A 23,682-nucleotide genomic window follows, 5' to 3' on the forward strand; every position below is an offset into this window, starting at 1 on the left:
TCTTATGGTTTCGCCAATCGCCAACGTTCCTTGGATGGCGCCGGCGTTGCGGCCAGCCCCCTTCTCCCCGTCACTATACGGGGAGAAGGGCCCGGCAGGGCGATGAGGGGCGGCGCCAACTCCGACAATCGATCTGAAACGATCGCTTCAAGCGGTAAGGCCGTGCACCCGACACATCGCGGCTGGGAGATATACCCATGACCTACGACTGGCCGACCCTGCTGCCGCTCATCTTCGCCGGCCTGATGGGCCTCGCCATCCTGATCTATGTCATTCTCGACGGGTTCGACCTCGGCATCGGCATCCTGTTCGCCGCCGCCGAGGACACCGAGCAGGACACGATGATCGCGGCGATCGGCCCATTCTGGGACGCCAACGAGACCTGGCTCGTGCTGGCCGTCGGCCTGCTCCTGGTCGCCTTTCCGCTGGCGCATGGCGTCATCCTGACCGCGCTCTACATTCCGGTGTTCGTGCTGCTGGTCGGGCTGATCCTGCGCGGCGTCGCCTTCGATTTCCGCGCCAAGGTGCCGGCCGGCCGCAAGCACCGCTGGAACCGCATCTTCTTCCTCGGCTCGGTCATCGCCTCGCTGGCGCAGGGTTACATGCTGGGCGTCTATGTGCTCGGCCTCGATATCGGGCCGGGCGGCATGGCGTTCGGCGTGCTGGTGGCGTTCTGCCTGGCGGCGGCCTACGCGGCGATGGGCGCGGCCTGGGTGATCTACAAGACCGAAGGCGAACTGCAGAAGAAGGCGGTGCTCTGGCTGCGCACGGCGCTGGTGCTGACCGCGCTCGGCATGGCCGCGGTGTCGCTGGCGACGCCCTTCGCCAGCCCGCGCATCTTCGCCAAATGGTTCGGCTGGCCGCAGATGCTCTATCTGTCGCCGCTGCCGATCCTGTCGGCGCTGCTGTTTCTCTGGCTGTGGCGGCAGACCTTCCATCTGCCGCGGCCCGACGACCGCCATTCGCTGACGCCGTTCCTGACGCTGGCCGCCATCTTCGCGCTCGGCTTTGCCGGGCTTGCCTGGTCGTTCTATCCCTATGTGGTGCCTGATCGACTGACCATCTGGCAAGCGGCGTCGGCGACCGAAAGCCTGGCCATCATCCTGGCCGGCACCGTGGTGGTGCTGCCGATCATCATCTTCTATTCGTTCTATGCCTACCGCGTGTTCGGCGGCAAGGCGACGGATCTGACTTACGATTGAGGGTGGGATGACAGCGTCTTTCTCCCCGTCACTATACGGGGAGAAATGTCCGGCAGGACAATGAGTCGTCCGTGAACAATGAAGTGGGTCAGGCTGCGCTGGATCTGGGGCGGCTTTGGAGTGCTGTGATGAGAAGCCACAAAAGCAGCCTGAACCATTTGATCAGGAGCGAGAAGTTGTAGCCGGCGGCGGCGAGGATGGCGTTGATGGCGTCGCCCTGTTCGCCGGCGAGGTAGTTGCGGCCCATGCGGTGCTCGGCCTTGATGTGGCCGATGACGGGTTCGACTGCCGATCGCCTGCGCATCTGACGCTTGATGGCAGGTGTGACGCGGCGCTTCTGGCCGGCGGTGAAGACCCTGAGCTTGTGGCTTTCAGGTGCGTTGTGGCCGCGATATCCGGCGTCGGCGAGGATGCGGCCGATTTCGTTGCCGATGGTCTTTTCCATGTCGGGGATAACGGTCGCGAGCGTATGGCCGTCATAGGGATTGCCGGGCAGTGCCTTAGCGTGCAGGGCGAACTGGCCGCCCTTCGAGCGTTCGAGCGTCGTGGCGATCGAGACCTTGACGCCGAACTCGTAAGGGGCATGCGCCTTGCCCTTGCCGATGCACTCGACCTCATGGGCGTGCAGGCTGTAGATTTTGCGGCCGCGCTGGCGCTGACGTTGCTCCAGAACCGCCGAGGCCTGGTAGAGCGGCCACTTGAAGCTCGCCTCGAGGTCCGTTTGGCCGGTGATCCGGCGGGAGATGTCGCGAATGGTGCGGCCGAGATAGGTCTTGAGCTTGCGCAGCGCCTTGTTGGCCCGCTTGAACTGCTTGGCGTGCGCGTAGCGCTGGTGCTTGATCAGCGCCAGCTTGCCGACCCGCACGTAGGTCTGGCGCAAATCGAGCCCCGCCTTCTTGGCCAGCCGCACCAGCCGCTCGCGCGCGCGATTGACGAGCTTGGCGTCGGTGGGGAACATCACGTTCTTCGGCTGCACGGTCGTGTCGACGATCACCCGGCGCGTATCGGCCGGCTTCATCGCTCCGCTCTTGACCGCCACCGCCAGGCTTTCTTGCAGGAGCGCCGTGATCGGCTCCTCGCCCATGCGCTGGCGCCAGCGCGTCATCGATGAGCGCTCGAAGGAGAGCTCGTGGCGGAAGAACTCTTCACCGCACAGATACTGGAAGTAGGGGTTCTCCACCCAGCGGGCGCACAGCTCCTCGTCCGACAAGTCGAAAGTGTGCTTCAGGATCGCAAGGCCCGCCATCAGTCGCGTCGGCAAGGGCGGCATGCCAGGACCGTCCGAATAGACCGCGCCGAAACGCTCCTCCAGCACCGGCCAGTCGATCGCCTGCGCCAGCCGCACCAACTCGTGCTTCATGTTGATGATCTGATCGAGCCTGGAGCGGAACAGGTCCTGCTCTCCCGTCTCGCGCTTCTCGCGTGGCCTGGACATTCGCCGTCCCCTCGATTCGCCCGCCAAAACGAGTGAATCACGCATCGGCGCACAAGGGAATCGTCAAATCGAATTGCAAGAAAACGGCAACCAGACACCGCAAATGTTGCAACGCTATTCCCGCATTCCTCGCCGATTAGGAAACCAGATCAAAGCCTTGCGGATAGTTCACCGACGACCAATGAGGGGCAGCACGAACTTGCCAAGCAAAGCGAGTAGCCTCTGCCTTTCGAACTGCCGGCGCCGCCCCTCATCCGCCTGCCGGCACCTTCTCCCCGTAAACGGGGAGAAGGCTCAATGCGGGCCATCTCAATTGCTCGCCGACAGCACCAGCACCGGCTTTTCGCTGTAGAGCGACGGGAACAGCGCCTTCAAATTCGCCACCTTGGGCAGGTCGTTGTAGACGATGTAGGGGTAGGTCGGGTTCAGCGTCAGGAAATCCTGGTGGTAGTTTTCGGCCGGGTAGAAGGTCTTGCCGGTCTCCAGCGTGGTGACGATGGGCTCGGAAAACACCTTGGCCTTATCGAGCTGGGCGATGTAGCTCTGCGCGATCTTCTTCTGCGCGTCGTTTTCGGCGAAGATCGTCGAGCGGTACTGGGTGCCCGAGTCCGGGCCCTGGTAGTTGAGCTGGGTCGGGTTGTGGGCGACCGAGAAATAGACCTGCAGCAGCTGGCCATAGGTCACCTTGGACGGATCATAGGTGATCTCGACGGATTCGGCATGGCCGGTGCGGCCGGTGCCGACCGTCTCGTAGACGGCGTTCTCCTTTGACCCGCCGGTGTAGCCGGACACCGCCTTGCTGACGCCCTTGACGTGCTGGAACACGCCCTGCACGCCCCAGAAGCAGCCGCCGGCGAAGATCGCCTTTTCGCTGCCTGGGGCCGCCTTTTCGTCGATCGCCGGCGGCGGGATCTTCACCGCATCCTCGGCGGAGATGGCGGGCGTGAGCCAGAAGGCGGCGCCCGCGACGGCAAGGGCGAGTGCGGCGAGCCCGCCCCGGACAAAGCCCGTCGGACGATTGTCGATATTGGTCATGGTTGCACTCCTCGTGGGTTGCATAGGGATCAGTCTATTGGATCAGCTACCGTGGCGCGATGCGCGAGTTGCGGCGGCAGCTCACATTCGCGTGCTCCCGGACCTCACGCCTTTCCCGGGATTGCTCCGGCAACTGTCCCCGGCTGGACAGGGAGCCCGCCAGGGACAGAAGGCCACGGACCAATCTCAATTGGCCGTGGCATCCGTTGCCGGTTTCATCGCGTCCGTGGCAGGCTTCATGGCATCGGCGGCGGGCTTCATGGAGTTGGTGGCCATCGGATCGGCGGGCTTCATCGCATCGGTTGCCGGTTTCATGGCGTCCGCGGCCGGCGCCATGGCGCTGGCAGCGGGCTTCATCGCATTGGTGGCGTCGTCGGCGCGCGCGATGCCGCCGGCAAACAGCGCCGTCGAGCAGAGAGCAAGCGCGAGCGCCGGCAGCGTCAGGCGGGAGAAATTGGTCATGGTCGGTTTCCTTGTGGGGTTGGTGGCACGCCCTTTGGGCGGCCGGGCTCTTGCGCCGCCGCCCATGCGGCGGCGCAAATCTCTGCTCGGCAAGTCTTTTGCCTGAACGTGATTGTTGCTTGATGCATGTCGTCGTCGCAAAACCGAGGTCACTTTTGCGCGACATGCATTAGTTGGCGGCGGCGGCCAGGATCGGCCCGCCGCCGGGCGACTGCAGCAGCACGGCGGTGCAGAGGCCAGCCGAGGCTGCCGGCAGATCGAGCGTCTTGGCCTCGCCGCTCCAGCTGCCGAGTTTTGTCAGTGCGTGCACGACATTGGCGTGCGGCAAGGTGCGGCCGGTGTTTTCGCCGCGCGCCACCGGCACCTCGACGACACCCTTGGTGTAGCGCACCAGCCAGACATCGGCCTTGCCGCCAGGTGCCGAGCCGGCGCCGATCGAGACCTTGCCGCCCGCGAGCGACAGCGGCGGGCCGCCGGTCTTGCCCGTGGCGGCGATCAGATGTTCGATCTGGCCGGGCGCGGCGCCGACGACATCGGCATGGCCGTTGACCACCACCTGCGGCGTGAACGGCCCGTCATGGCCGAGCGGCGGCTCGTAGGAAACCTGGCGCTGGGTGAATTCCTGCTTGCCGAACGTGTCCTTCCAGCCGAGATAGTCCCAGTACGTGACATTGAACGACAGCGCCAGCACGCCCGGCCGGTCCTTAACCTTGATGAGGTTGGCATTGGCCGGCGGGCAGGACGAACAGCCCTGGCTGGTGAACAGCTCCACCACGGTGAGCGGCTGGGCGACGGCGCTGGCGAGCGAGGCGGCGAGCGCCATCCCGGCGAGGCCGGACAGTGCGAGGAACCTGCTTGATAGGACTGGCGACATCGGCGTGCTCCGTGGGGACGGCGCCACGATGCGCCCGTCATGTCCCCACTTCGCCGCCACGACGAGCTTCGTTACAACGCTCACCGGTTTGTGATCGGGGCGCCTGCGCTTTCTTCCCTTCTCCCCTTGTGGGAGAAGGTGGCCTCGCGAAGCGAGGTCGGATGAGGGGTGTTCCAGCTTGGCAAGGACGGCACTCTGTGGCGCACCCCTCAACCGTCTCGGCGCTACGCGCCGATCCACCTTCTCCCACAAGGGGAGAAGGAAAAATCGACGCTAACGCCAAGGCTGCAGACTCGTGTCCCTGATATAGGCGATGATCGTGTCGCAGACGGCGTTCATGTCTCTCAGGACGTCGTCATTCCAGAAGCGCAGGATGCGAAAGCCTCTCGCCTTCAGGTCGGCGTCACGGCTGCGGTCCGAATCCGAATCCGCGTGCTGGCTGCCATCTATCTCGATGATCAGGCTGGCTTCGATGCAGACGAAATCCGCGACGTATTTTCCAAACGGCATCTGGCGCCGGAATTTTATCCCGTCGAGCCTGCGGTCGCGCAGCTCCTGCCAAAGCCTGCCTTCAGCCTCCGTCATGGCACGACGAAGCGAGCGGGCAAAATTGCGTTTGGCGGGAGGGACGGGTTGATGCGGCATGACGTGAGATTAGTCGAACGCTGCGGTCCGTCTACAGCCCCGGTGGCAAAGGCACGCGTTCCCTTCTCCCCTTGTGGGGCCCGAAGGGCGGGCGAGGCCCGTGACTCGTCCAGGGCGGTATCGGCGCGCAGCGCCGAGACGGTTGAGGGGTGTTCCAGCGGAATGAGGCGTCGGTGTTCCCTGGAACACCCCTCATCCGACCTCGCTTCGCGAGACCACCTTCTCCCACAAGGGGAGAAGGAAGAAGCGTCTACGTCACTGCGTCAGCGCGGTGTCCGAGGGCCGCTTGTTGAAGTCGCATTTGCCGGTGACGTTGTAGAAGAAATCGGCGTTGCTGACCGGCGCCGGGACCGGATTGCCGCCGTCTTCCCAGGCCTGATAGGCTGTCGCGCCGCAAGGGACGACGCCGAAGATGTCGACGGGCTGGCCGGTGGCGGTCTCGGTCAGGTTGGTTGCGCTCAACCCGCTATAGAGCCGGTTGGACGTCGCCGGATCGTTCGACATCAGCTTTTTCGGGTTGCCTGACGGCACATCCATCTGCAAATAGAGGCCGCCCATCGCGCTGACGTCGATCGCCGCGCCGGCGCTGTTGGCCGGGTACATCGTGTCGACACAGTAATATTTCGTGCCGCTCGCATCGGTCTTGAGCGTCACGCCCTTCGGCGCCTTGCTGCCGACGGTGCAGACCTGCGTCTGGACCAGGGTGGTGACGGTCTTGCCGCTTGAATCGGTGGTGAGGACGTTGACATTGGTGGTGCCATAGCCCTTCGGGTCACCGGTCTGGCCATAGGTGTAGTCGATCGTCATCAGCGGCTTGGCCACCGTCGCGCCGAATTGCGTGCCGTAGAGGGTCATCGTCTTGTTCCAGTATCCCGACACGCCGGAGACCTTGAACGTCGCCGCAACCAGCGCCGGCGGCTTGCTGACCGCCGCACCCACGGCGATCGGCACGGTATTGATCCTGGCGATGCTCATGAAAACAGTCGGCATGGCGAAACTTGCCGTGGCCTGCGCGGTGGTGGCGGTGGCGGTGGTGCCCGCAACGAAGTTGGTCAGCGTCGCGGTGCCCTGTCCGCCGTTGGCGATGAAGGAATCCTGCAGCAGCGTCTGGCGCTGCGGCAGCGTCGACGTGGTATCCATGGTGGTGATCGCCAGGATCGCTGCATCCAGCGCCTGCTGCTGGTTGGACCTGGTCTGCACCGCGCTGGTATAGTCGACCGAGAAGCCGACAACCGCGATCAGCGGCATCAGCATCACCAGGAAGAGCGGCATCATCGACCCGCTGCGGGAACGGGCAAAGCCGCGCAAAACCCTGAACATTTCCAAACCCCCAACGGACATTAGCGACCGTGCATTTACCACACAGCCGGCAAACCAAGGTCTAATGTGATCGATCAAAGTTTACGCATTCTTCGCCCGCGGGCCGGTTTTCCCGGTTTCTTGGCTGATGTCACCGCTTTGTGAGCGGCAAGACAGCCCTTGCGCCGCAAGCCTTGCCGCCGGTTGCCGCCCCTGCTAAAGCGCGCGGCATGAGCACGCCCCTCGACCACATCAGAAATTTTTCCATCGTCGCCCATATCGACCATGGCAAATCCACGCTTGCCGACCGCCTGATCCAGTCGACAGGTGGGCTGGAGCTGCGCGACATGAAGGAGCAGGTGCTGGACTCGATGGACATCGAGCGCGAGCGCGGCATCACCATCAAGGCGCAGACGGTGCGGCTGAAATACCGCGCCAACAATGGCGAGGACTATATCCTCAACCTCATCGACACGCCCGGCCATGTCGACTTCGCCTATGAAGTGTCGCGGTCGCTCGCCGCCTGCGAGGGCTCGCTGCTGGTCGTCGACGCAAGCCAAGGCGTCGAGGCGCAGACGCTGGCCAATGTCTACCAGGCGATCGACAACAACCACGAGATCGTCGTGGTGCTGAACAAGGTCGACCTGCCGGCCGCCGAGCCCGAGCGCATCCGCGAGCAGGTCGAGGAGGTGATCGGCATCGACGCCTCGGGCGCCGTGCTGATTTCGGCCAAGACTGGCCTCGGCATTCCCGACGTGCTGGAAGCCATCGTCCACCAATTGCCGCCGCCGCGCGAGGGCGACGCATCAGCCCCCCTGAAGGCGATGCTGGTCGACAGCTGGTACGACGCCTATCTCGGCGTCATCGTGCTGGTGCGCGTCATCGACGGCGTGCTGAAGAAGGGCCAGACCATCCGCATGATGGGCACGGGCGCCAAATACCTGGTCGAGCGCACCGGCGTGTTCACGCCCGCCCGCATCAATGTCGAGGAGCTCGGCCCCGGCGAGTTCGGTTTCTTCACCGGCTCGATCAAGGAAGTGGCCGACACCCGCGTCGGCGACACCATCACCGAGGACAAGCGCCAGACCGCGCACGCCCTGCCCGGCTTCAAGCCGGCGCAGCCGGTGGTGTTCTGCGGCCTGTTCCCGGTCGACGCCGCCGATTTCGAGGATCTGCGCGCCGCCGTCGGCAAGCTGCGCCTCAACGACGCTTCTTTCTCCTATGAGATGGAAACCAGTGCCGCGCTCGGCTTCGGCTATCGCTGCGGATTCCTGGGCCTCTTGCATCTCGAAATCATCCAGGAGCGGCTGGAGCGCGAGTTCAACCTCGACCTGATCGCCACCGCGCCGAGCGTCGTCTACCGCCTGCTGCTCAATGACGGCTCGGTCAAGGAACTGCACAACCCGGCCGACATGCCCGACGTGGTGAAAATCTCGGCCATCGAGGAGCCGTGGATCCGCGCCACCATCCTGACCCCCGACGATTATCTCGGCGGAATCCTGAAACTCTGCCAGGACCGGCGCGGCATCCAGGCCGACCTCTCCTATGTCGGCAAGCGCGCCATGCTGACCTACGATTTGCCGCTCAACGAAGTCGTCTTCGATTTCTACGACCGGCTGAAGTCGATCTCAAAAGGCTACGCCTCGTTCGACTATCACCTGACCGACTACCGCGAGGGCGACCTCGTGAAGATGTCGATCCTGGTCAATGAGGAGCCCGTCGACGCGCTGTCGATGCTGGTGCACCGCACGGCGGCCGAAAAGCGCGGCCGGCAGATGTGCGAGAAACTGAAGGAGCTGATCCCGCATCACCTCTTCAAGATCCCGATCCAGGCGGCCATCGGCGGCAAGGTCATCGCCCGCGAAACCATCTCGGCCCTGCGCAAGGACGTGACGGCAAAGTGCTACGGCGGCGACGTGTCGCGCAAGCGCAAGCTCTTGGACAAGCAGAAAGAGGGCAAGAAGCGGATGCGGCAATTTGGGAAGGTGGATATCCCGCAGGAGGCGTTTATCCAGGCGCTGAAGATGGGCGATTGAGAAGCCGGTTGGCGCGTAGCGCCAAGACATCGATCCGGTGGATCGATGGCAGGCTTCGAAAGCGGGGGAGTTGCCGGAGGCAGCGGGCCCCCCGCCAGCGCGGCGCTGACGCTGCGCGGTGGAGTTACTCGCCATCAGGACTCTCTGTCATCCGGCTTGGCGATACCTTAAAGAACGTTCCCTAGACCGCTCCATTAAATGACCAGTTTGCTCGCCACGTTTCTGCCAATTAACCGTTTTCAAGCTGGAATTGGGCCTGCCCGTTACTGAGCCGTTGCGGTAGTCATCACCTGAATTTTTTCTTAGCCATCGCGGCCATTCTTTGACCAGAATGGTGAACGCATCGCGATTCGCATCAATCCGAAAACGCTATCCGCTGCTGCATTGTGCTGGGTGATCTAGTTTGGAACGTCGCAGAGCTTGCGGGGCGTCGAGAAATACGTTTGAGTTGCACCTAGCCCCCGAACGCACCAGGAATCGCAATATGAAAGTCATTTCCTTTTTCAATAATAAAGGCGGCGTCGGAAAGACGACGTTGACGGGAAATATCTGCGCATATCTTGCTATCGAGATGAAAAAACGGATACTCGTCGTCGATGCTGATCCGCAGTGCAATGTCACTCAGTTTATTCTTGGTGATGAAAAAACAATAAACATGTATTGGCCGGAGTCGGAGCCAAAATATAACTTGCGTACAAATACGATTCTTGACGTTGTTCAGCCGATACTTGACGGAGACGCTTCCGTAAATCCATCCGTCAAATTCCTATCGTCAAAGACGAATAGGTTCGGAGTATCTCTTCTTCCGGGGCACCCTCGTTTCTCCTTGCTGGAGGATGCCTTGTCGGCTGCTTGGACGGAGCTACCAAGTGGAAAGCCTGGCGGGTTTCGAATATCAAATTGGCTTAGAACTTTTCTCAAGAAATGCGAGAGTGATTTTGATTTTGTATTTGTGGATGTGAGCCCATCTTTGGGCGCACTGAACAGGTCGATACTTTTGTCGTGCAATCATTTCATTTCACCGTTGGGGGCAGATGCATTTAGCATTTTGGGCCTGCGCAATATCGCAAGCTGGATGGCGGGATGGATAAAATACTACGAGGTCGGCCTTGAGCAGTCTGAGAGATTGAACCCTGGAAGCCTGGAAAGGTATGAAGTTCCAAAAGAGATCCCTGTCCGCAATGGATATGTGGGCTACACTTTGCAGCAATACATCGCCAAGGCCAAGGAAGGGGTGCGACGACCAACCAAAGCATATGAGAGAATTCTTGAGGATTTACCTGACGAAGTTAGAAAGTATATGATTGATTTCAGTCCGGAAAAGGACCTTACGAAACTACATCTGGGAGACGTTCCCAACTTATATAGCCTCATCCCGCTAGCGCAATCATCAAACGCCCCTATAATCGCCTTGCGCTCGAAGGACGGCCTTGTAGGGAGCCAGTTTCTCCAAGCGTCTGAATACACCGATATCATTAGCAGACTAGCGAAGAAGATACTTGAGGGCATCGATGGCTAGAATTTGGCCAGAAGCGCTGGTCCGCGAGTTTGCCGAAAGGCGCGCTGTCTTATTTCTTGGTGCCGGCTTTTCTATCGCCACGGCACATGCAGATGGCAAGACATTCCCGAGCTGGACTGATTTGCTATTCTCGCTATCGGAAAAATTACCAAAGAAGGTCGAGCAGGATGCGGTGCGTAAGCTGCTTAAGTTTCAGAATTATCTGGATGCCGCGCAGATTATTTGGGATGAAGTTCCTGTCGCAGACCTTCGGCAAAAGCTTGTAGACACATTTTCTTTGAAGCTCAGCTCTCCTCAAGATCTTTATCGACATATTATTGAAATTGACCCTCAGGTAATATTGACAACCAACTACGACAAGCTCATTGAGACGGCGCTGGCCGGTCTGTCAAAAAACGCCGACGCATACAACGTGTGTCTATATAATCAAGGTCATGCTCTTGATGATATTCGGTCTCCACAGCGATCGATTCTGAAGGTTCATGGGTGCGTGACTCAACCAGATGACATTATACTGACTAGACTGCAATACTTTGAGGCCCGGCGAAAATATCCCGCTTATTTTCAGACTGTGTCTGCCGTATTGACTATTAATACGACCTTGTTCCTAGGGTACTCTCTGTCGGACCCAGATATACAGCTAATATTGGAGTTTAATAACTTATCGACCCCATCGAGAAACCCTCATTATGCACTTGTCCAGAAGTTACCGCATTCGTCCGTAAGGAGCGCACTGGCAAAGACCTACAACATCCATTTCATAGAATACCCTGTAGGGGATCATTCGAAGATGGCTTTGTTCTTTTCGGAGCTGTCAGCAAATGTCGTCGAATTTAGACGAACTCGAGGAATCCCATAGGGCAATTCCTCGTTACCTCGCCCGCTTTCTCCTTCTCTATTCCCTTATCCAGCCCATCCAAATTCGCAAGAGCGTCGAGCAACACCTTGCACCAAGGCGCTGTTTGTCGACGCGGCTGCCGCCGAGGCACTGGCGTTCCGGGCGCTTTCGTCCGACACCGCCCGAACCGAACATCGCGTTTCGCTCTGATTGTCGTGCCGCACCTTTGAAAAGGCTCGGCTGCGAAGTATCCTCCGCACGGCTTAGGGAAACATCACATGCGCATCACCCTCGACGTCACCGCCTCACTCGGCCTCGCCATAGGCGGCATCTTCGGCCTTGCCGGCACCTTCGTGGCAAGCAATGCGTTGCGCGAGACGCTGTGGGCGATCGATGGCGTGGCGCTGGTGGTGGCCGCAGCACTTCTGACGATGAAATACCAGCGCCTCGGCAATGATTGCGTGGCCGCGGGGTTCCTGACCTTCCTGGCAGGCGAGAGCCTGCTTCTGGCCGGCAATGCGGCGGGCTTGCAGGCCAGCGTGCCTTCCTATGTCGGCGGCATCTCGCTCTGGGCGGCGGCTCTGGTCATGATCAGCGCGCCGAACACTTTCGCGCCGTGGATGCGGCTGACCGCGCTCGTCGCCGCCCTGCTGTTCCTGGTGTCGGTGGGCATGGTGCTGTGGGGCGCGCCCTTGCTGCCGACCTCGGCGCCGCTGCCGGCGGCAGGTTATCCCTTCCTGGTGGCGACCTTCGCCGGCTGGATCTGGACGCTGATGAGGCCGGCGCGATGAGCGGGACCGGGCGGCGCTTCTTCCTTCTCCCCTTGTGGGAGAAGGTGGATCGGCGCGTAGCGCCGAGACGGATGAGGGGTGCGTACAGAGTGAGAGGGTGACGTGTTTCGCGCCGATTTGGTGCGGCTTTTGATGGTGCCGCCAAGCTGGAACACCCCTCATCCGTCTTGCCGCTTTGCGGCAATCCACCTTCTCCCACAAGGGGAGAAGGAAGAACGCTCTTCACCGTCCGGTCTGCACGTGCGCATTGACATCGCGCAAATACCGGCGCCTTTGAACCTCGGCCATTGGGGGCTAAGGGGGTATCCATGAAAAAGATCTATGCAAAGCCGACGCTGAGCAAGCGCGAGAAGCTTTCGGCCGTGACGGCCGGAGTCTGTCCGATATCGCACCCCTGCGGATAGCCTCCGCTTCAAGGCCCGCCCCGCCGGCTGGCCTGCCTGCGCTGGCGCTGAATGGCGCCTTTTCAGCCTGTCGCCGATTCCTATCCGAAGTCTCACGCGAGGGTCGGTACGAATTCGTACCAACTGCCCGGCTCGGTTGATCGCGCGGCGCGAGGCCGGTACATAAATCGGGCGGCGGACCTTTATAAGGTCGCTAGTGGCCGGCGCGGGGCTCAGGCAATTGTCTCACCGGCATCGCGCCGGCCATCTTCCCCGAACGATAGGTGCACCAAAGGCGCTCCGCATCCCGCGGCTCCCGGTGCTGACTTTCGCCCGTTGGATCCAGACGCGGGTGAGGGCCGGGCGGTAGCTGGTACGTCGAGGTCAATCCCCGTCGGAGACAGGAAAATCAGCGTTGGCGCTGCCCCTCACCTGCCTGCCGGCATCCTCTCCCCGTAAACGGGGCGAGGGACGCTGTCATGGCGGCTTTCGCCAATCGCCAGCGTTTGCGGAAAATACGCGGCGTTGCGGCCAGCTACTCTCGCCCCGTCTACGGGGAGTTGAGGAGCGGTCCGCATAGCGGACGAAAAGCCAACTGCTTGGCTTTTCGAGCGACGGACGCCGGCAGGACAGTGAGGGGCGGCGCGACGTCTAAGGTTGGCGCCGCGCCCGCCTCAGCTTTCGATCCAGACCTTCTCGAAATGCTGTTCGAGCGCCTGGTGCTGTTCGCAGCCTTCGATGCCTTTGCGGTAGGTGCGGTAGACCGAGCGCCAGTAGGGCTGGATGATGATGCCGGAGTCGCGCAAATTCTGCTCGATCTTGGCCATGATCTCCTTGCGGGCCTTGGGGTCGGGCATGGCCAGCGCCTTGTCGAGCAGTTCGTCGAACTCCTTGTTGGCGTAGGCGCTCTCGTTCCAGGCGGCGCCGGACTTGTACGCCAGCGCCAGCACCTGGACGCCGAGCGGGCGGCCGAGCCATTCGGTGCAGGAGTAGGGGAACTTGCTCCAGTCGTTCCAGAAGGTGGCGGCGGGCAGCACGGTGCGCTTGATCTTGAGGCCGGCCTCGCGGATTTGCGCCGCGATGGCGTCGGCTGTGTTCTTCTGCCATTCGATGTCGACCGAGATCAGCTCGTATTCGTGGTCCGCCTTGCCGGATTCGGCGAGCAGTTTCCTGGCCTGCTCCACATCGCGCTTGGCCGGGCCGATATCGGCGTATTCGGGGTGCATGGGGCCGACATGGTGGTTGTCGGCGGGTTTGCCGCGGCCGTCGAGGCCGAGCTTCAGCACGGCCGAATTGTCGACGGCGAGCTGCGCGGCGCGGCGCACCTTGACGTCGTCATAGGGCGCGTTGCCGACATTGAAGCGGGCGACGATGGTCGAGCCGGTGGCGATCTCGGAATTCTTCAGCCCCATCTTGTCGGTCTGCGAGACGGCGTCGGAAGCGGTCTCGTGGTCGGTGTCGATCTCGCCGGATTCGAACGCCGACAGCATGGCGTTGGGGTCGGAGCCGTAGTCGATCCACTGGATGCCATCGAGGTAGAACTCGCCCTTCCACCACGGCTTGTCCTTGCGCTTGACCTCCGCGCCGGTCTCGGCGTCCCATTTGACCAGCTCGCAGGGGCCGGTGGTGATCGCCAGCGCCTTCATGGGATCGCCGTCGCCGTCATAGGAGCGGTGCATGATCAGCGCGGGATAGTCGGCCATGCCGGCGATCAGCGAAATGTCGGGTTTCGGCAAATTGAGTTTTATGGTGAAGTCGTCGACCTTCTCGATGCCGCCATCGACCACCTTCTTGGTGTCGGCGTTGACCAGAGCGCCCATGCGCGCGGCGACCGAATTGCCGGCAACGCCGGCCTCGCACCAGCGGGTGAGGTTGTGGACGACATCGTCCGCGTTGAAGGCATCGCCGTTCGACCAGGTGATGCCCTTGCGCACATGCAGCGTCAGCGTCCGGGCGTCGTCGCTCATCTCCCATTTTTCCAGCAGCCAGGGCTCGAACGAGAAATCGGTGTTCCAGCGCACCAGATATTCGTTGCAGTGGCGCGCGATGTTGGACATCTCGACGCCGTCGAAGGTGCGCGGGTCCTTGAAACCCTTGACGTTCATGGCGACGCGGAGAATGCCGCCCTTTTTGGGCTCGGCGGCGCGGGCCGGGGTCGCGGCGATGCCGCCCAGGGCAAAGGCGCCGGCGGCGCTGACGCCGAGCCCGGCCATCAGCGCCAGATATTCGCGGCGGCTGATGCCGCCCGTCCTGAAATCGTCGGCGACGGATTTGGCGCGCGGGTGGAGCTTGCGGTCGGTCAGCATGAATTTCATCGTCGTTCCCTCTTTTGTTGGTACCTGCCGCCCAAAAGTGCCCGGCGGTTTGGGACGGCATGCACGAAAACAGGCGCGCCGAGGCCGGGGCTGCATCAGCCGGGGCGCCATTGCCTGAGAGGGAATGATAAAGCGGGGGGAGGTGGGGAAGTGTTCTGGAATCCGCAGGAGTTGTGCGCTGCTCCGCAAGAGGGGATGAGCGGTGTGGTTCAGAATTGGCCGACCGCCGAGTTCCTTCACACCCCCCTCTGTCCTGCCGGACATCTCCCCCGCAAGGGGGGAGATTGGCAGCTTCGGCGCTCCGCCGACTTTGAGACGTTGGAGATTGGCGAAGGCAAAACACGACATCCGATCTCCCCCCTGGGGGGGAGATGGCCGGCAGGCCAGAGGGGGGTGCTGTCCCGCCAGCGTTGCCGAGATGACAAAGGGGATGACGCCAACAAAAAACCCGGCACGAGGCCGGGTTCTTCAAGCGATCCCTGTCAGCCGAGATCAGCTCACCTTGGTCTGCGAGGCGGCCTGGTCTTCGGCGATCTTCTGCTGGAACATCTGCGCGAAATCGATCGGGTCGAGCATCAGCGGCGGGAAGCCGCCATTGCGGGTCGCCTCGGCGATGATCTGGCGGGCGAAGGGGAACAAAAGGCGCGGGCATTCGATGAACAGGATCGGCAGCATGTGCTCCTGCGGGAAGCCCGAAATGGCGAAGACGCCGCCATAGACCAGCTCGACGTTGAACAGCACTTCCTGGTCGAAGGAGGCCTTGGCGTTCAGCGTCAGGTTGACGTCGAACTGCTTTTCGGAGAGCGGGTTGGCATTGACGTTGACGTTGATGGCGATGCCGGGCGCCTTGTCGCGGCCGCGCAGCGAGTTCGGCGCGCCGGGGCTTTCGAAGGACAGGTCCTTGACATACTGGGCCAGCACGTTGAGCGAGGGCTGGGTCGCGCTGCCGTTGCCGTTGCCGTTGGCGCCGACCGGCGCGTCGTCATTGCTGGCCATGAGCCTATATCCTTTTGCCTGGGCAGCGTTGCTGACCGAATTGAAATCGGGCGTTCGCTACCATGGCCGGCATGACAAGACAAGGTTTGCCGCCTTGCAGTTCAAGGCAATCGCCGCGGACGCTTTGTGAGCGGGAAGATCATCGCCGCAGGCAGCGCCGCCCCTCACCTGCCTGCCGGCATCCTCTCCCCGTATAGTGACGGGGAGAGGGGTGCTGTCATCGGCGCTTTCGCCAATCGTCGGCGTTGCGGGATTGAGCGCCAGCGCCGCAATCAGCCCTTTCTCCCCGTCACTATACGGGGAGAAATGCCCGGCAGGGCAATGAGGGGCGGAGCCGACGCCGGGAGCTGGGCGGCACTCAGTCGTCCTTCAGACGCCGCCATGGCGAATTGTGGTCCGGGCCGCGCTTCAGGTCGTCCTCGCGCGAATAGTCGCCGTCTTCGAGGTCGATGACCTTGTCTCGCTGGCGGCGGAAGCCGCCGGTGGAGAAATCGGTGGCGACGACGATGCGGCCCTTCAGCCTGTTCCAGGCAAGGTCGCGCAGCGGCGGGAGGAACAGCAGCAGGCCGATGATGTCGGTGATGAAACCGGGGATGATCAGCAGGATCGCCGCGACCACGATCATGGCGCCATGGGCGAGCTGGCGGCTGGGGTCGCGGCCGGCTGCCATCTCGGTGCGGATACGGGTCATGACGCCGAAACCCTGGTGGCGCAGCAAAAGCACGCCGGCGAAGCTCGAGGCCAGCACTAGGCCGACCGTCGCCAGCGCGCCGACCTCGCGGCCGACGACGACGAAACCGGCGATTTCCAGCAGCGGCAGCGCCAGGAGAAAGAAGGGAAGCAGCGAAATGCGCAAGTCTTTACCGACCATTCGATTGTTTTGTCCCGCCGGCGGCCAATCGCCGCTGGCATGGAGGCTGTTAGATAGGTATGCCTGCCTTTGATTTGAATGATTGCGCCTTGCGTTCTATATGCTTTGAATGTTGAACGCTATGCGACCGCGGCCTGTTGGCTGGACGGTCCGGCCTAGAGGCAGGGATTGATTGGCGGAAGATATGGGCTTCTTCGACTTCGGCACGATTTTCTTCCTGATCGCGGCGGTGGTGATCTTCTTCCAGCTGCGCAACGTGCTGGGCAGTCGGACCGGTAGCGAGCGGCCGCCCTTCGATCCCTACACGGCGGCGCGCACCGAAAAGGACGCCACGCAGAAGCCCGAGAACGTGGTTTCGCTGCCGCGCAAGCGGGCGCCCGGCGAGCCGGCGCCGGCCGACGCCTATACGGCGATCGACGCCTTCGCCAAGCCCGACACAGATCTCAACAAAGGCCTGCGCGCGATCAAGGACAACGACCCGTCCTTCGATCCCAAGGGGTTCGTCGACGGCGCCAAGATGGCCTATGAGATGATCGTCATGGCCTATGCCGACGGCGACCGCAAAACGCTGAAGAACCTTTTGTCCCGTGAAGTTTTCGACGGCTTCGTCGCCGCGATCGGCGAGCGCGAGGCCAAGTCGGAAAAGATCCAGTCCTCCTTCGTCGGCATCGACAAGGCCGACATCGTCTCGGCCGAGATGAAGGGCGGCGAGGCGCATGTCACGCTGCGCATCATCAGCGAGCTGATCTCGGCGACGCGCGACAAGGCGGGCGCGGTCATCGACGGCGATCCCGAAACCGTGGCCGAGGTCAAGGATGTCTGGACCTTCGCCCGCGACACGCGCTCGCGCGATCCGAACTGGAAGCTCGTCGCCACCGAAGAAGAAGACTGAGCCCGGAACAGGCGGGCTCCGGTGTCGCTGTCGCCTCTCCTTGTTGAAAGATCCTTCGGCGACCTGCCCGGTTGGGGTGACGACGACCATCTGCCGGCCTTCGCGGCCTTTGCCCGCTCCGCCTTCCATGTGCCGGTCAAACCCTATCGCAGCGGTGCGCTGGGCGTCGATTTCGGCGCCTTTGCCGAGGCCTATGCGCACGCGCGAGCAGCCCCTGCCGCCAGCCGGCCGCAGGCCCGCGCCTTCTTCGAGCGCCATTTCGTCCCCATGCTGGTCCGGCCGGAGACCGGCGCCGGGCTGGTCACCGGCTTCTACGAGCCGCAAGTCGAGGCCTCGCCGGTGCGGACCGAGCATTTTGCCGTACCGCTGCTGTCGCGTCCGGCCGACCTCGTCGATGTCGACGACGCCAACCGGCCCGCCGGAATGGATCCTTACCTCGCCTTCGCGCGCCGGACGGCCGACGGGCTGGTCGAATATCCCGACCGTGGCGCGATCGAGCGCGGCGCGCTCGCCGGCCAGGGGCTGGAGATTGCCTGGCTGGCCGACAAGGTCGATGCCTTCTTCATCCATGTGCAAGGCGCGGCTCGGCTCGCCATGACGGACGGGCGGCTTTGCCGCGTCACCTACGCAGCCAAATCCGGCCAGCGCTTTATCGGGCCTGGCAAAACCTTGAGCGAGCTGGGGGAAATCCCGCTCTCGGAAGTGACGATGCAGTCGATCCGCGCCTGGCTCAAGGCGCATCCGGAGCGTATCGACGAGATCCTATGGCAGAACCGTTCCTACATCTTCTTCCGCGAGGCCGCGGTGGATGACGCGGCGCTGGGGCCGATCGCGGCCGCCAAGGTGCCGCTGACACCGGGCCGCTCGATGGCCGTCGACCGGCTGCTGCACACATTCGGCACGCCTTTTTACATCGACGCGCCGACGCTCACCGCCTTCGACAAAAGACCGTTCCGGCGGCTGATGATCGCGCAGGACACCGGCTCGGCCATCACCGGACCGGCGCGCGGCGATCTGTTCGCCGGCTCGGGCGACGCCGCCGGCGAGATCGCCGGCGTGGTGCGCAACGCGGCCGATTTCTACGCGCTGGTGCCACGCGCGCTGGCCGGGGGCGCATGATGAGCAAGCGCCCGGACAAGCTCAGCGAGGATGACCGGGTGCTGTGGAACCTGGTGGCGCGCACCGCCAAGCCGCTCAAGGGCCGCGCCGCCGTCGACATTCCAGACCTGGCCGTCGATGCCAGGCCGACGCCGGCCCAACCGGCTCAGCCCGCCGCCGGCCCGGCTGGCGCGGCAAAGCCGAAGGTCCAGCATGTCACGCACCGGCTCGACGAGCCGACGCTGGACAAGCTGCAAAAAGGCCGGCTGCCGATCGAGGGCCGCGTCGACCTGCACGGCATGACGCAGGACGAGGCCTATTCGCTGCTGTTCTCGTTCCTGCACCGGGCGCATGCCGGCGGCGTCCGCTATGTGCTGGTCATCACCGGCAAGGGGTCGTCCTCGGGCGGCGATGGCGTCCTGCGGCGCGCCGTGCCGGCCTGGCTGTCGACGCCGGCGTTCCGGCCGCTGGTCTCCAGCCACGACCACGCCGCCCGCAACCATGGCGGCTCGGGCGCGCTCTATATCAGGCTGCGGCGGGTTCGCCCATGAGGGCTGACCTTGGGAGGCCGGGCGCATGACCCCGTTCGGCGAGAAGCTGCGCGCGCTGAGGGCCGAGCGCGGCGTCAGCCAGAAGGACATGGCGGCGGCGATCGGCGTCAGCGCCGCTTATCTGTCGGCGCTGGAGCATGGCAGGCGCGGCGCGCCGACCTGGACCCTGATCCAGAAGATCATCGGCTATTTCAACATCATCTGGGACGATGCCGAGGAGTTGGCGCGGCTGGCCGAGGCCTCGCACCCGCGCGTCAGGCTGGACACGTCGGGTCTTTCCCCCGCCGCCACCGAACTTGCCAATCTTCTGGCCGAAAACATCGAGAAGCTGGATGAGGCCGCGCTTGTGCGCATCACCGCCTCGATCCGCACGGCACTCGGCCGGCGATCCTAGAGCGGGATGAGATTTATAAGAGTCGTGAGATTCCCAAATCATCGCAGTTCTGATTCAACATGCATGCTGGGAGGAGGCCAGCATGGATGGCAGCCTATTCGATGGACCTTCGCGAGCGGGTTGTAGCCGCGGTCAAGACGGAAGGGCTCTCGCGACGCGCGGCGGCGGCTCGATTTGGCGTCAGCTACAGCGCGGCCATCGCGTGGCTTAAGCGCGTCGAAGAGACTGGCAGTGCTGCGCCTCGCCAGGTCGGCGGCTACAAACCGAAGAAGCTCTCGGGAGCGTGGCGCGACTGGCTGATCGAACGCTGTCACGACAGGGACTTCACCTTGCGCGGGCTTGTGGCCGAACTTGGCGAGCGTGGCCTGAGGGTCGACTACCGTTCGGTGTGGGAGTTCGTGCATGCCGAGAAGCTCAGTCACAAAAAAAGACGCTGATCGCCGTCGAACAGGATCGTCCCGATATCGCGCGACGGCGCATGCAGTGGACGAAGTATCGGGACCGGATTGATCCGACGCGACTGGTCTTCATCGACGAGACCTGGACCAAGACCAACATGTCGCCGCTAAGGGGCTGGGCGCCGGTTGGACAGCGCATCAAGGCCAAAGTGCCGCATGGCCACTGGAAGACCATGACCTTCCTGGCCGCGCTGCGCCACGATCGCGTCGAGGCGCCCTGGCTGATCGACGGACCTATCAACGGCGAGAGATTTCTTCTCTATGTCGAGAAGGTTCTCGCTCCGACCCTCCAGCCGGGCGACATCGTCATCATGGACAATCTCGGCTCGCACAAAGGCAAGGCGGTGCGCCGCGCCATACGCGCCGCCGGCGCCAGGCTCTTCTTCCTGCCGAAATACTCGCCCGATCTTAATCCGATCGAACAGCTCTTTTCAAAACTCAAGCACTGGCTGAGAAAGGCAGCAAGCCGCACCGTCCAAACCGTTTGCGACGCGATCGGCCAAATTCTCAACCGCATCACACCGACAGAATGCTCACACTACTTCGAAAACTCCGGATATGACCGAAACTAATCTCATCCCGCTCTAGAAGACAGCGCCCGCCGGCGAGCAGCCAGCGGGCAGCCGTGGCGGGATCAATTCTTGCCGGCCGTGCTGCCGCCATTGTTTCCCCGGCCGCCATTGCCCTGATGGTCGCGGCCACCGTTGCCGCCGCCCAGACAGTCCGATGCGCCAGCGCTGCAACAACGGCCGCTCCACAGGTCGTTGAGATTGGTGTTGGCGCAGCTTGGGATGGTCTGGCCGGCCAGAGCAGATCCGGTCAGGGCCGAAGCGGCGGCGGCGGCGAGAAGGGTATTTCGCAGAAAAGCAGTCATTTGAAGTCTCCATGATTTGGGTTTCTATCGTCCACGGCTGTGTGTCGCCGGGCGAACGGAAATGGTTCACGGAGGATGAAAGATTTGCAGGATAGCGATGCGAGACGCGCGATCGGCAATGTCAGCGCCGCCCCTCATCTGCCTGCCGGCATCTTCTCCCCGTAGAACGGGGAGAAGGGATTTCCCGCGCCGTCGCCGGTTGTCCTGCAACGTTGACGATTGGCGAAAGCAACGACAACGGCGTCTTTCTCCCCGTCACTATACGGGGAGAAATGTCCGGCATGACAATGAGGGGCAGCGCTGCCCTTTGCTAAAGATAAACGGACACTTTCATGGGCACGAAAGCTGCCGCGGTTCGAACCGCGGCGCTCTTTGCTACTGCACCGAGCCGACCAGGACCTGCTGGCCGCCGCGGATCGAGACCCAGCGGCCGGTGTTGTCGATCGCCTGGCGCTTGAGGAAGCGGTAACCGGTCTCGTCCCAGGGTTTGACCTTGTCGGTCAAATTGTCGAGCACATAGTCGCCGCCGTCGGTGCGCACCGTCAGTACGGCGTGGCCCTCACCGTCGGGCTTGCGCACGACGGTTATCAAGAGATCGGCGAGCGAGATGCCCATGCGGGACAGCTGGCGCCGCTTCTCCAGCACGTAGTCCTCGCAGTCGCCGACGCCGTTGTCGGGATAGGCCCAGACCTCGTCCTTGCCGTATATGTCCATGTCGCTCATCGGCTTGACGGCGGCATTGACCCTGGCGGTGACGTCGACCAGCTTGCGCATCAAGCCGTCGGTCAGGGTGGCCGGCGCGAGGTTGGCCGGGCGGATCGAGCATTCGCCCGGATGCTGCTTGCAGAAATCGTAATGGCCGATCGGCTGCGAGGTGAGGCCCCCGGTCGCCATGGCGCCCGACGCCCAGGCCGGTGCCATCCAGCCTCCCGTTAACGCCAGCCCGGCTGCCACGCATACGCGCAGCCTTCGCATGGTTGAGGAATTCATTGTCCCCGCTCACCCTGTTGTTAACGAAACGTTAAGGGCGATTTACACTCCGTGTCAATTAAAGACATCGAGTTGATTGGCGGCATGGTTACCCGCCGGGAGGGAAAGCGGCGCTCGTGCAACTGAATCGGACCCGCGGCCGGTTCCGTTTCCAAACTCCCTACCGCTTGGCGGTGCGGACAAGCTTCGGCTTCACCGCCACCCGGTTCTGACGGCCATAGCTGGTGATGAAGTCGACGATGCGCGGCACGATCTCGGAGCGGAAGCGCGAACCGTTGAAGACGCCGTAATGGCCGACCGCCGGCTGCACGTAATGCGCCTTCCTGTCGGCGGGGATGTTGACGCACAGGTCCTGCGCCGCCCTGGTCTGGCCAAGACCCGAAATGTCGTCGTTCTCGCCCTCGACCGTGAACAGGGCCACGTTGCGGATAACGGACGGATCGATCCTGGCGCCACGATGCGTCATCTCGCCCTTGGGCAGGGCATGGCGCACGAAGACCGTGTCGACGGTCTGCAGGTAGAATTCTGCCGTCAGGTCCATCACCGCCAGATACTCGTCATAGAAGTCGCGGTGCTTTTCGGCATTGTCGCCATCGTCCTTCACAAGGTGCATGAAGAATTCCTTGTGGGCGATGATGTGGCGATCGAGGTTCATGCTCATGAAGCCCGACAGCTGCAGGAAGCCGGGATAGACCTCGCGGCCGAAGCCCGGCACCGGCCAGGGCGCGCGCATCACGACATTGTCGCGAAACCAGTCGATGCCCTTTTCCTCGGCGAGCAGATTGACGGCGGTAGGGTTGCGGCGGGTGTCGATCGGCCCGCCCATCAGGGTCATCGTCGAAGGGACGAAGGGGTCGCCCTTCGCCTCCATCAGCGCCACGGCCGCAAGCACCGGCACGGAAGGCTGGCACACGGCCATCACATGCGTGTCCGGACCCAGCGTGTGCAGCATGTCGATGATGTAGTCGATATAATCGTCGAGATCGAAGCTGCCGTCGGCCAGCGGCACCATGCGGGCGTCGACCCAGTCGGTGATGTGGACATCGGCATGGGGCAGCATCGCCTCGACCGTGCCGCGCAGCAGCGTGGCGTAATGGCCCGACATCGGCGCCACGATCAAAAGCTTCGGGTCGGCCTTGCGCCCGGCTGGAACGGCGCGCTCGAACCGAACGAGATTGCAGAACGGCTTCGACCAGACGGTCTTTTCGGTGACCGCGACGCTGTTCCAGTCGACCACCGTCTTGGCCAGGCCGAATTGCGGCTTGCCGTAGCGGCGCGTGGTGCGCTCGAACAGTTCGGCGCCCGCCGCGATCGATCGGCCCCAGTGCGTATGCGAAACCGGGTTGAGCGGATTGGAGTAGAGAAACCGGACCGCGTCGGCATAGAGCCGCGCCGGCTGCAAGGCAGCATGGTTCATTTCGTAGAGCTGGTAGAACATACGTTACCCCGCGCCCGAAGGGACGACGAGCAGCGCCGAGCCCTAGATGTCTCGCGGGGAGGTTAACAACTAATTGCTGCGATGCAATACGTCACGTGGCGTGACGAATGCTTCTTTTCGCCCAAAGCCTTGAAAATCGGCCCCGGACGGCACAGCCGGCTCAATGTGCGGTGCCGAAATGTGTAGGATATGTGTCAGGTCTCGGCGCCGGACACCTGGCCATGATCCCGGAAGCTTCCCGCTTTGCTCCGCTGATCCGCGGTCCGGGAGAGATCACAAGAGACGG

22 protein-coding genes are annotated in these 23,682 nt (G+C 62.7%); 10 read left to right on the forward strand and 12 right to left on the reverse strand.

Features of this window, described 5'->3' with window-relative positions; all coding sequences use genetic code 11:
* The first annotated feature begins 197 nt into the window (after positions 1–197).
* Positions 198–1,202: a cytochrome d ubiquinol oxidase subunit II gene (locus tag FJ970_RS04185; protein ID WP_140765183.1), complete on the forward strand. Its 1,005-nt coding sequence runs from the start codon at positions 198–200 to the stop codon at positions 1,200–1,202.
* A gap of 88 nt (positions 1,203–1,290) precedes the next feature.
* Here the strand turns inward: FJ970_RS04185 and FJ970_RS04190 are convergent, their stop codons facing one another.
* From FJ970_RS04190 to FJ970_RS04215, 6 genes are all read right to left on the reverse strand, one after another.
* Complete coding sequence (locus FJ970_RS04190) at positions 1,291–2,637, reverse strand: IS5 family transposase (RefSeq protein WP_227791889.1); 1,347 nt, start codon at positions 2,635–2,637, stop codon at positions 1,291–1,293.
* A 309-nt stretch (positions 2,638–2,946) separates the two neighbouring features.
* Complete coding sequence (gene msrA, locus FJ970_RS04195; RefSeq protein WP_140765603.1) at positions 2,947–3,672, reverse strand: peptide-methionine (S)-S-oxide reductase MsrA; 726 nt, start codon at positions 3,670–3,672, stop codon at positions 2,947–2,949.
* A gap of 186 nt (positions 3,673–3,858) precedes the next feature.
* Positions 3,859–4,134, reverse strand: coding sequence for a hypothetical protein (locus FJ970_RS04200; protein WP_140765601.1), 276 nt, complete (start codon positions 4,132–4,134; stop codon positions 3,859–3,861).
* A 169-nt stretch (positions 4,135–4,303) separates the two neighbouring features.
* Positions 4,304–5,008 carry a DUF1223 domain-containing protein gene (locus FJ970_RS04205; protein ID WP_140765599.1) on the reverse strand — a complete coding sequence of 235 codons (705 nt, stop codon included), beginning with the start codon at positions 5,006–5,008 and terminating at the stop codon, positions 4,304–4,306.
* A 273-nt stretch (positions 5,009–5,281) separates the two neighbouring features.
* Positions 5,282–5,653 carry an endonuclease domain-containing protein gene (locus FJ970_RS04210; RefSeq protein ID WP_140765597.1) on the reverse strand — a complete coding sequence of 124 codons (372 nt, stop codon included), beginning with the start codon at positions 5,651–5,653 and terminating at the stop codon, positions 5,282–5,284.
* A 255-nt stretch (positions 5,654–5,908) separates the two neighbouring features.
* Positions 5,909–6,973: a TadE/TadG family type IV pilus assembly protein gene (locus FJ970_RS04215; protein WP_140765595.1), complete on the reverse strand. Its 1,065-nt coding sequence runs from the start codon at positions 6,971–6,973 to the stop codon at positions 5,909–5,911.
* Between the two features lie 209 nt (positions 6,974–7,182).
* Between FJ970_RS04215 and lepA the strand changes: the two genes are divergently transcribed.
* The 4 genes from lepA (at position 7,183) to FJ970_RS04235 (ending at position 12,136) form a co-directional block, all read left to right on the forward strand.
* The gene (gene lepA / locus FJ970_RS04220) at positions 7,183–8,988 is read left to right on the forward strand and encodes a translation elongation factor 4 (protein WP_140765593.1); all 1,806 of its coding nucleotides are present in this window, start codon (positions 7,183–7,185) and stop codon (positions 8,986–8,988) included.
* A gap of 484 nt (positions 8,989–9,472) precedes the next feature.
* Positions 9,473–10,507: a ParA family protein gene (locus FJ970_RS04225; protein WP_140765591.1), complete on the forward strand. Its 1,035-nt coding sequence runs from the start codon at positions 9,473–9,475 to the stop codon at positions 10,505–10,507.
* The gene (locus tag FJ970_RS04230; RefSeq protein ID WP_140765589.1) at positions 10,500–11,366 is read left to right on the forward strand and encodes an SIR2 family protein; all 867 of its coding nucleotides are present in this window, start codon (positions 10,500–10,502) and stop codon (positions 11,364–11,366) included. Before FJ970_RS04225 ends, FJ970_RS04230 begins: the two co-directional genes overlap by 8 nt.
* A gap of 257 nt (positions 11,367–11,623) precedes the next feature.
* On the forward strand, positions 11,624–12,136 hold the full coding sequence (locus FJ970_RS04235) for a hypothetical protein (RefSeq protein ID WP_181178837.1): 513 nt from the start codon (positions 11,624–11,626) through the stop codon (positions 12,134–12,136).
* Positions 12,137–13,193: 1,057 nt separating this feature from the next.
* On the opposite strand, the gene FJ970_RS04240 is transcribed toward FJ970_RS04235, so the two are convergent.
* The 3 genes from FJ970_RS04240 to FJ970_RS04250 form a co-directional block, all read right to left on the reverse strand.
* Positions 13,194–14,834 carry an ABC transporter substrate-binding protein gene (locus tag FJ970_RS04240; RefSeq protein ID WP_140765587.1) on the reverse strand — a complete coding sequence of 547 codons (1,641 nt, stop codon included), beginning with the start codon at positions 14,832–14,834 and terminating at the stop codon, positions 13,194–13,196.
* 492 nt (positions 14,835–15,326) lie between these two features.
* Positions 15,327–15,830 carry a protein-export chaperone SecB gene (gene secB, locus FJ970_RS04245; RefSeq protein ID WP_140765585.1) on the reverse strand — a complete coding sequence of 168 codons (504 nt, stop codon included), beginning with the start codon at positions 15,828–15,830 and terminating at the stop codon, positions 15,327–15,329.
* A gap of 358 nt (positions 15,831–16,188) precedes the next feature.
* A complete protein-coding gene (locus FJ970_RS04250) occupies positions 16,189–16,686 on the reverse strand; it encodes an FxsA family protein (RefSeq protein ID WP_140765607.1) in 498 nt (165 codons plus the stop codon).
* A gap of 199 nt (positions 16,687–16,885) precedes the next feature.
* Between FJ970_RS04250 and FJ970_RS04255 the strand changes: the two genes are divergently transcribed.
* The 5 genes from FJ970_RS04255 (at position 16,886) to FJ970_RS04275 (ending at position 20,666) form a co-directional block, all read left to right on the forward strand.
* Positions 16,886–17,593: a Tim44/TimA family putative adaptor protein gene (locus FJ970_RS04255; RefSeq protein ID WP_140765605.1), complete on the forward strand. Its 708-nt coding sequence runs from the start codon at positions 16,886–16,888 to the stop codon at positions 17,591–17,593.
* 21 nt (positions 17,594–17,614) lie between these two features.
* A complete protein-coding gene (locus FJ970_RS04260; protein WP_140765583.1) occupies positions 17,615–18,712 on the forward strand; it encodes a murein transglycosylase A in 1,098 nt (365 codons plus the stop codon).
* Positions 18,712–19,242 (forward strand): Smr/MutS family protein, encoded by a 531-nt coding sequence (locus FJ970_RS04265; RefSeq protein WP_140765581.1) that lies wholly within the window; start codon positions 18,712–18,714, stop codon positions 19,240–19,242. The genes FJ970_RS04260 and FJ970_RS04265 overlap by 1 nt, the downstream gene beginning before the upstream one ends.
* A 25-nt stretch (positions 19,243–19,267) precedes the next feature.
* Positions 19,268–19,636: a helix-turn-helix domain-containing protein gene (locus FJ970_RS04270; RefSeq protein WP_140765579.1), complete on the forward strand. Its 369-nt coding sequence runs from the start codon at positions 19,268–19,270 to the stop codon at positions 19,634–19,636.
* Positions 19,637–19,722: 86 nt separating this feature from the next.
* A protein-coding gene (locus tag FJ970_RS04275) for an IS630 family transposase (protein WP_227791897.1) occupies positions 19,723–20,666 on the forward strand; the annotation gives its coding sequence in 2 pieces (ribosomal slippage) (positions 19,723–20,059 and positions 20,059–20,666; 945 coding nt in all).
* 62 nt (positions 20,667–20,728) lie between these two features.
* Here the strand turns inward: FJ970_RS04275 and FJ970_RS04280 are convergent.
* The 3 genes from FJ970_RS04280 to FJ970_RS04290 all read right to left on the reverse strand — a co-directional run bounded on the left by FJ970_RS04280 (position 20,729) and on the right by FJ970_RS04290 (position 23,396).
* On the reverse strand, positions 20,729–20,968 hold the full coding sequence (locus FJ970_RS04280; RefSeq protein WP_140762260.1) for a hypothetical protein: 240 nt from the start codon (positions 20,966–20,968) through the stop codon (positions 20,729–20,731).
* Between the two features lie 375 nt (positions 20,969–21,343).
* Entirely contained in the window at positions 21,344–21,958 is a 615-nt protein-coding gene (locus FJ970_RS04285; RefSeq protein ID WP_140762264.1) for a transglutaminase-like cysteine peptidase, read from the reverse strand.
* 160 nt (positions 21,959–22,118) lie between these two features.
* Positions 22,119–23,396, reverse strand: a complete 1,278-nt coding sequence (locus FJ970_RS04290; protein ID WP_140762267.1) for a polyhydroxyalkanoate depolymerase — start codon at positions 23,394–23,396, stop codon at positions 22,119–22,121.
* Between the last annotated feature and the right edge of the window lie 286 nt (positions 23,397–23,682).

The sequence above is a fragment of the Mesorhizobium sp. B2-1-8 genome, assembly GCF_006442545.2.
Classification (GTDB): domain Bacteria; phylum Pseudomonadota; class Alphaproteobacteria; order Rhizobiales; family Rhizobiaceae; genus Mesorhizobium.

Excerpts from the sequence above, each read along its gene's own strand:
- FJ970_RS04185 (WP_140765183.1), top strand. The coding sequence starts at position 198 with ATGACCTACGACTGGCCGACCCTGCTGCCGCTCATCTTCGCCGGCCTG.
- FJ970_RS04190 (WP_227791889.1), bottom strand. The coding sequence starts at position 2,637 with ATGTCCAGGCCACGCGAGAAGCGCGAGACGGGAGAGCAGGACCTGTTC.
- msrA (WP_140765603.1), bottom strand. The coding sequence starts at position 3,672 with ATGACCAATATCGACAATCGTCCGACGGGCTTTGTCCGGGGCGGGCTC.
- FJ970_RS04200 (WP_140765601.1), bottom strand. The coding sequence starts at position 4,134 with ATGACCAATTTCTCCCGCCTGACGCTGCCGGCGCTCGCGCTTGCTCTC.
- FJ970_RS04205 (WP_140765599.1), bottom strand. The coding sequence starts at position 5,008 with ATGTCGCCAGTCCTATCAAGCAGGTTCCTCGCACTGTCCGGCCTCGCC.
- FJ970_RS04210 (WP_140765597.1), bottom strand. The coding sequence starts at position 5,653 with ATGCCGCATCAACCCGTCCCTCCCGCCAAACGCAATTTTGCCCGCTCG.
- FJ970_RS04215 (WP_140765595.1), bottom strand. The coding sequence starts at position 6,973 with ATGTTCAGGGTTTTGCGCGGCTTTGCCCGTTCCCGCAGCGGGTCGATG.
- lepA (WP_140765593.1), top strand. The coding sequence starts at position 7,183 with ATGAGCACGCCCCTCGACCACATCAGAAATTTTTCCATCGTCGCCCAT.
- FJ970_RS04225 (WP_140765591.1), top strand. The coding sequence starts at position 9,473 with ATGAAAGTCATTTCCTTTTTCAATAATAAAGGCGGCGTCGGAAAGACG.
- FJ970_RS04230 (WP_140765589.1), top strand. The coding sequence starts at position 10,500 with ATGGCTAGAATTTGGCCAGAAGCGCTGGTCCGCGAGTTTGCCGAAAGG.
- FJ970_RS04235 (WP_181178837.1), top strand. The coding sequence starts at position 11,624 with ATGCGCATCACCCTCGACGTCACCGCCTCACTCGGCCTCGCCATAGGC.
- FJ970_RS04240 (WP_140765587.1), bottom strand. The coding sequence starts at position 14,834 with ATGAAATTCATGCTGACCGACCGCAAGCTCCACCCGCGCGCCAAATCC.
- secB (WP_140765585.1), bottom strand. The coding sequence starts at position 15,830 with ATGGCCAGCAATGACGACGCGCCGGTCGGCGCCAACGGCAACGGCAAC.
- FJ970_RS04255 (WP_140765605.1), top strand. The coding sequence starts at position 16,886 with ATGGGCTTCTTCGACTTCGGCACGATTTTCTTCCTGATCGCGGCGGTG.
- FJ970_RS04265 (WP_140765581.1), top strand. The coding sequence starts at position 18,712 with ATGAGCAAGCGCCCGGACAAGCTCAGCGAGGATGACCGGGTGCTGTGG.
- FJ970_RS04270 (WP_140765579.1), top strand. The coding sequence starts at position 19,268 with ATGACCCCGTTCGGCGAGAAGCTGCGCGCGCTGAGGGCCGAGCGCGGC.
- FJ970_RS04280 (WP_140762260.1), bottom strand. The coding sequence starts at position 20,968 with ATGACTGCTTTTCTGCGAAATACCCTTCTCGCCGCCGCCGCCGCTTCG.
- FJ970_RS04285 (WP_140762264.1), bottom strand. The coding sequence starts at position 21,958 with ATGAATTCCTCAACCATGCGAAGGCTGCGCGTATGCGTGGCAGCCGGG.
- FJ970_RS04290 (WP_140762267.1), bottom strand. The coding sequence starts at position 23,396 with ATGTTCTACCAGCTCTACGAAATGAACCATGCTGCCTTGCAGCCGGCG.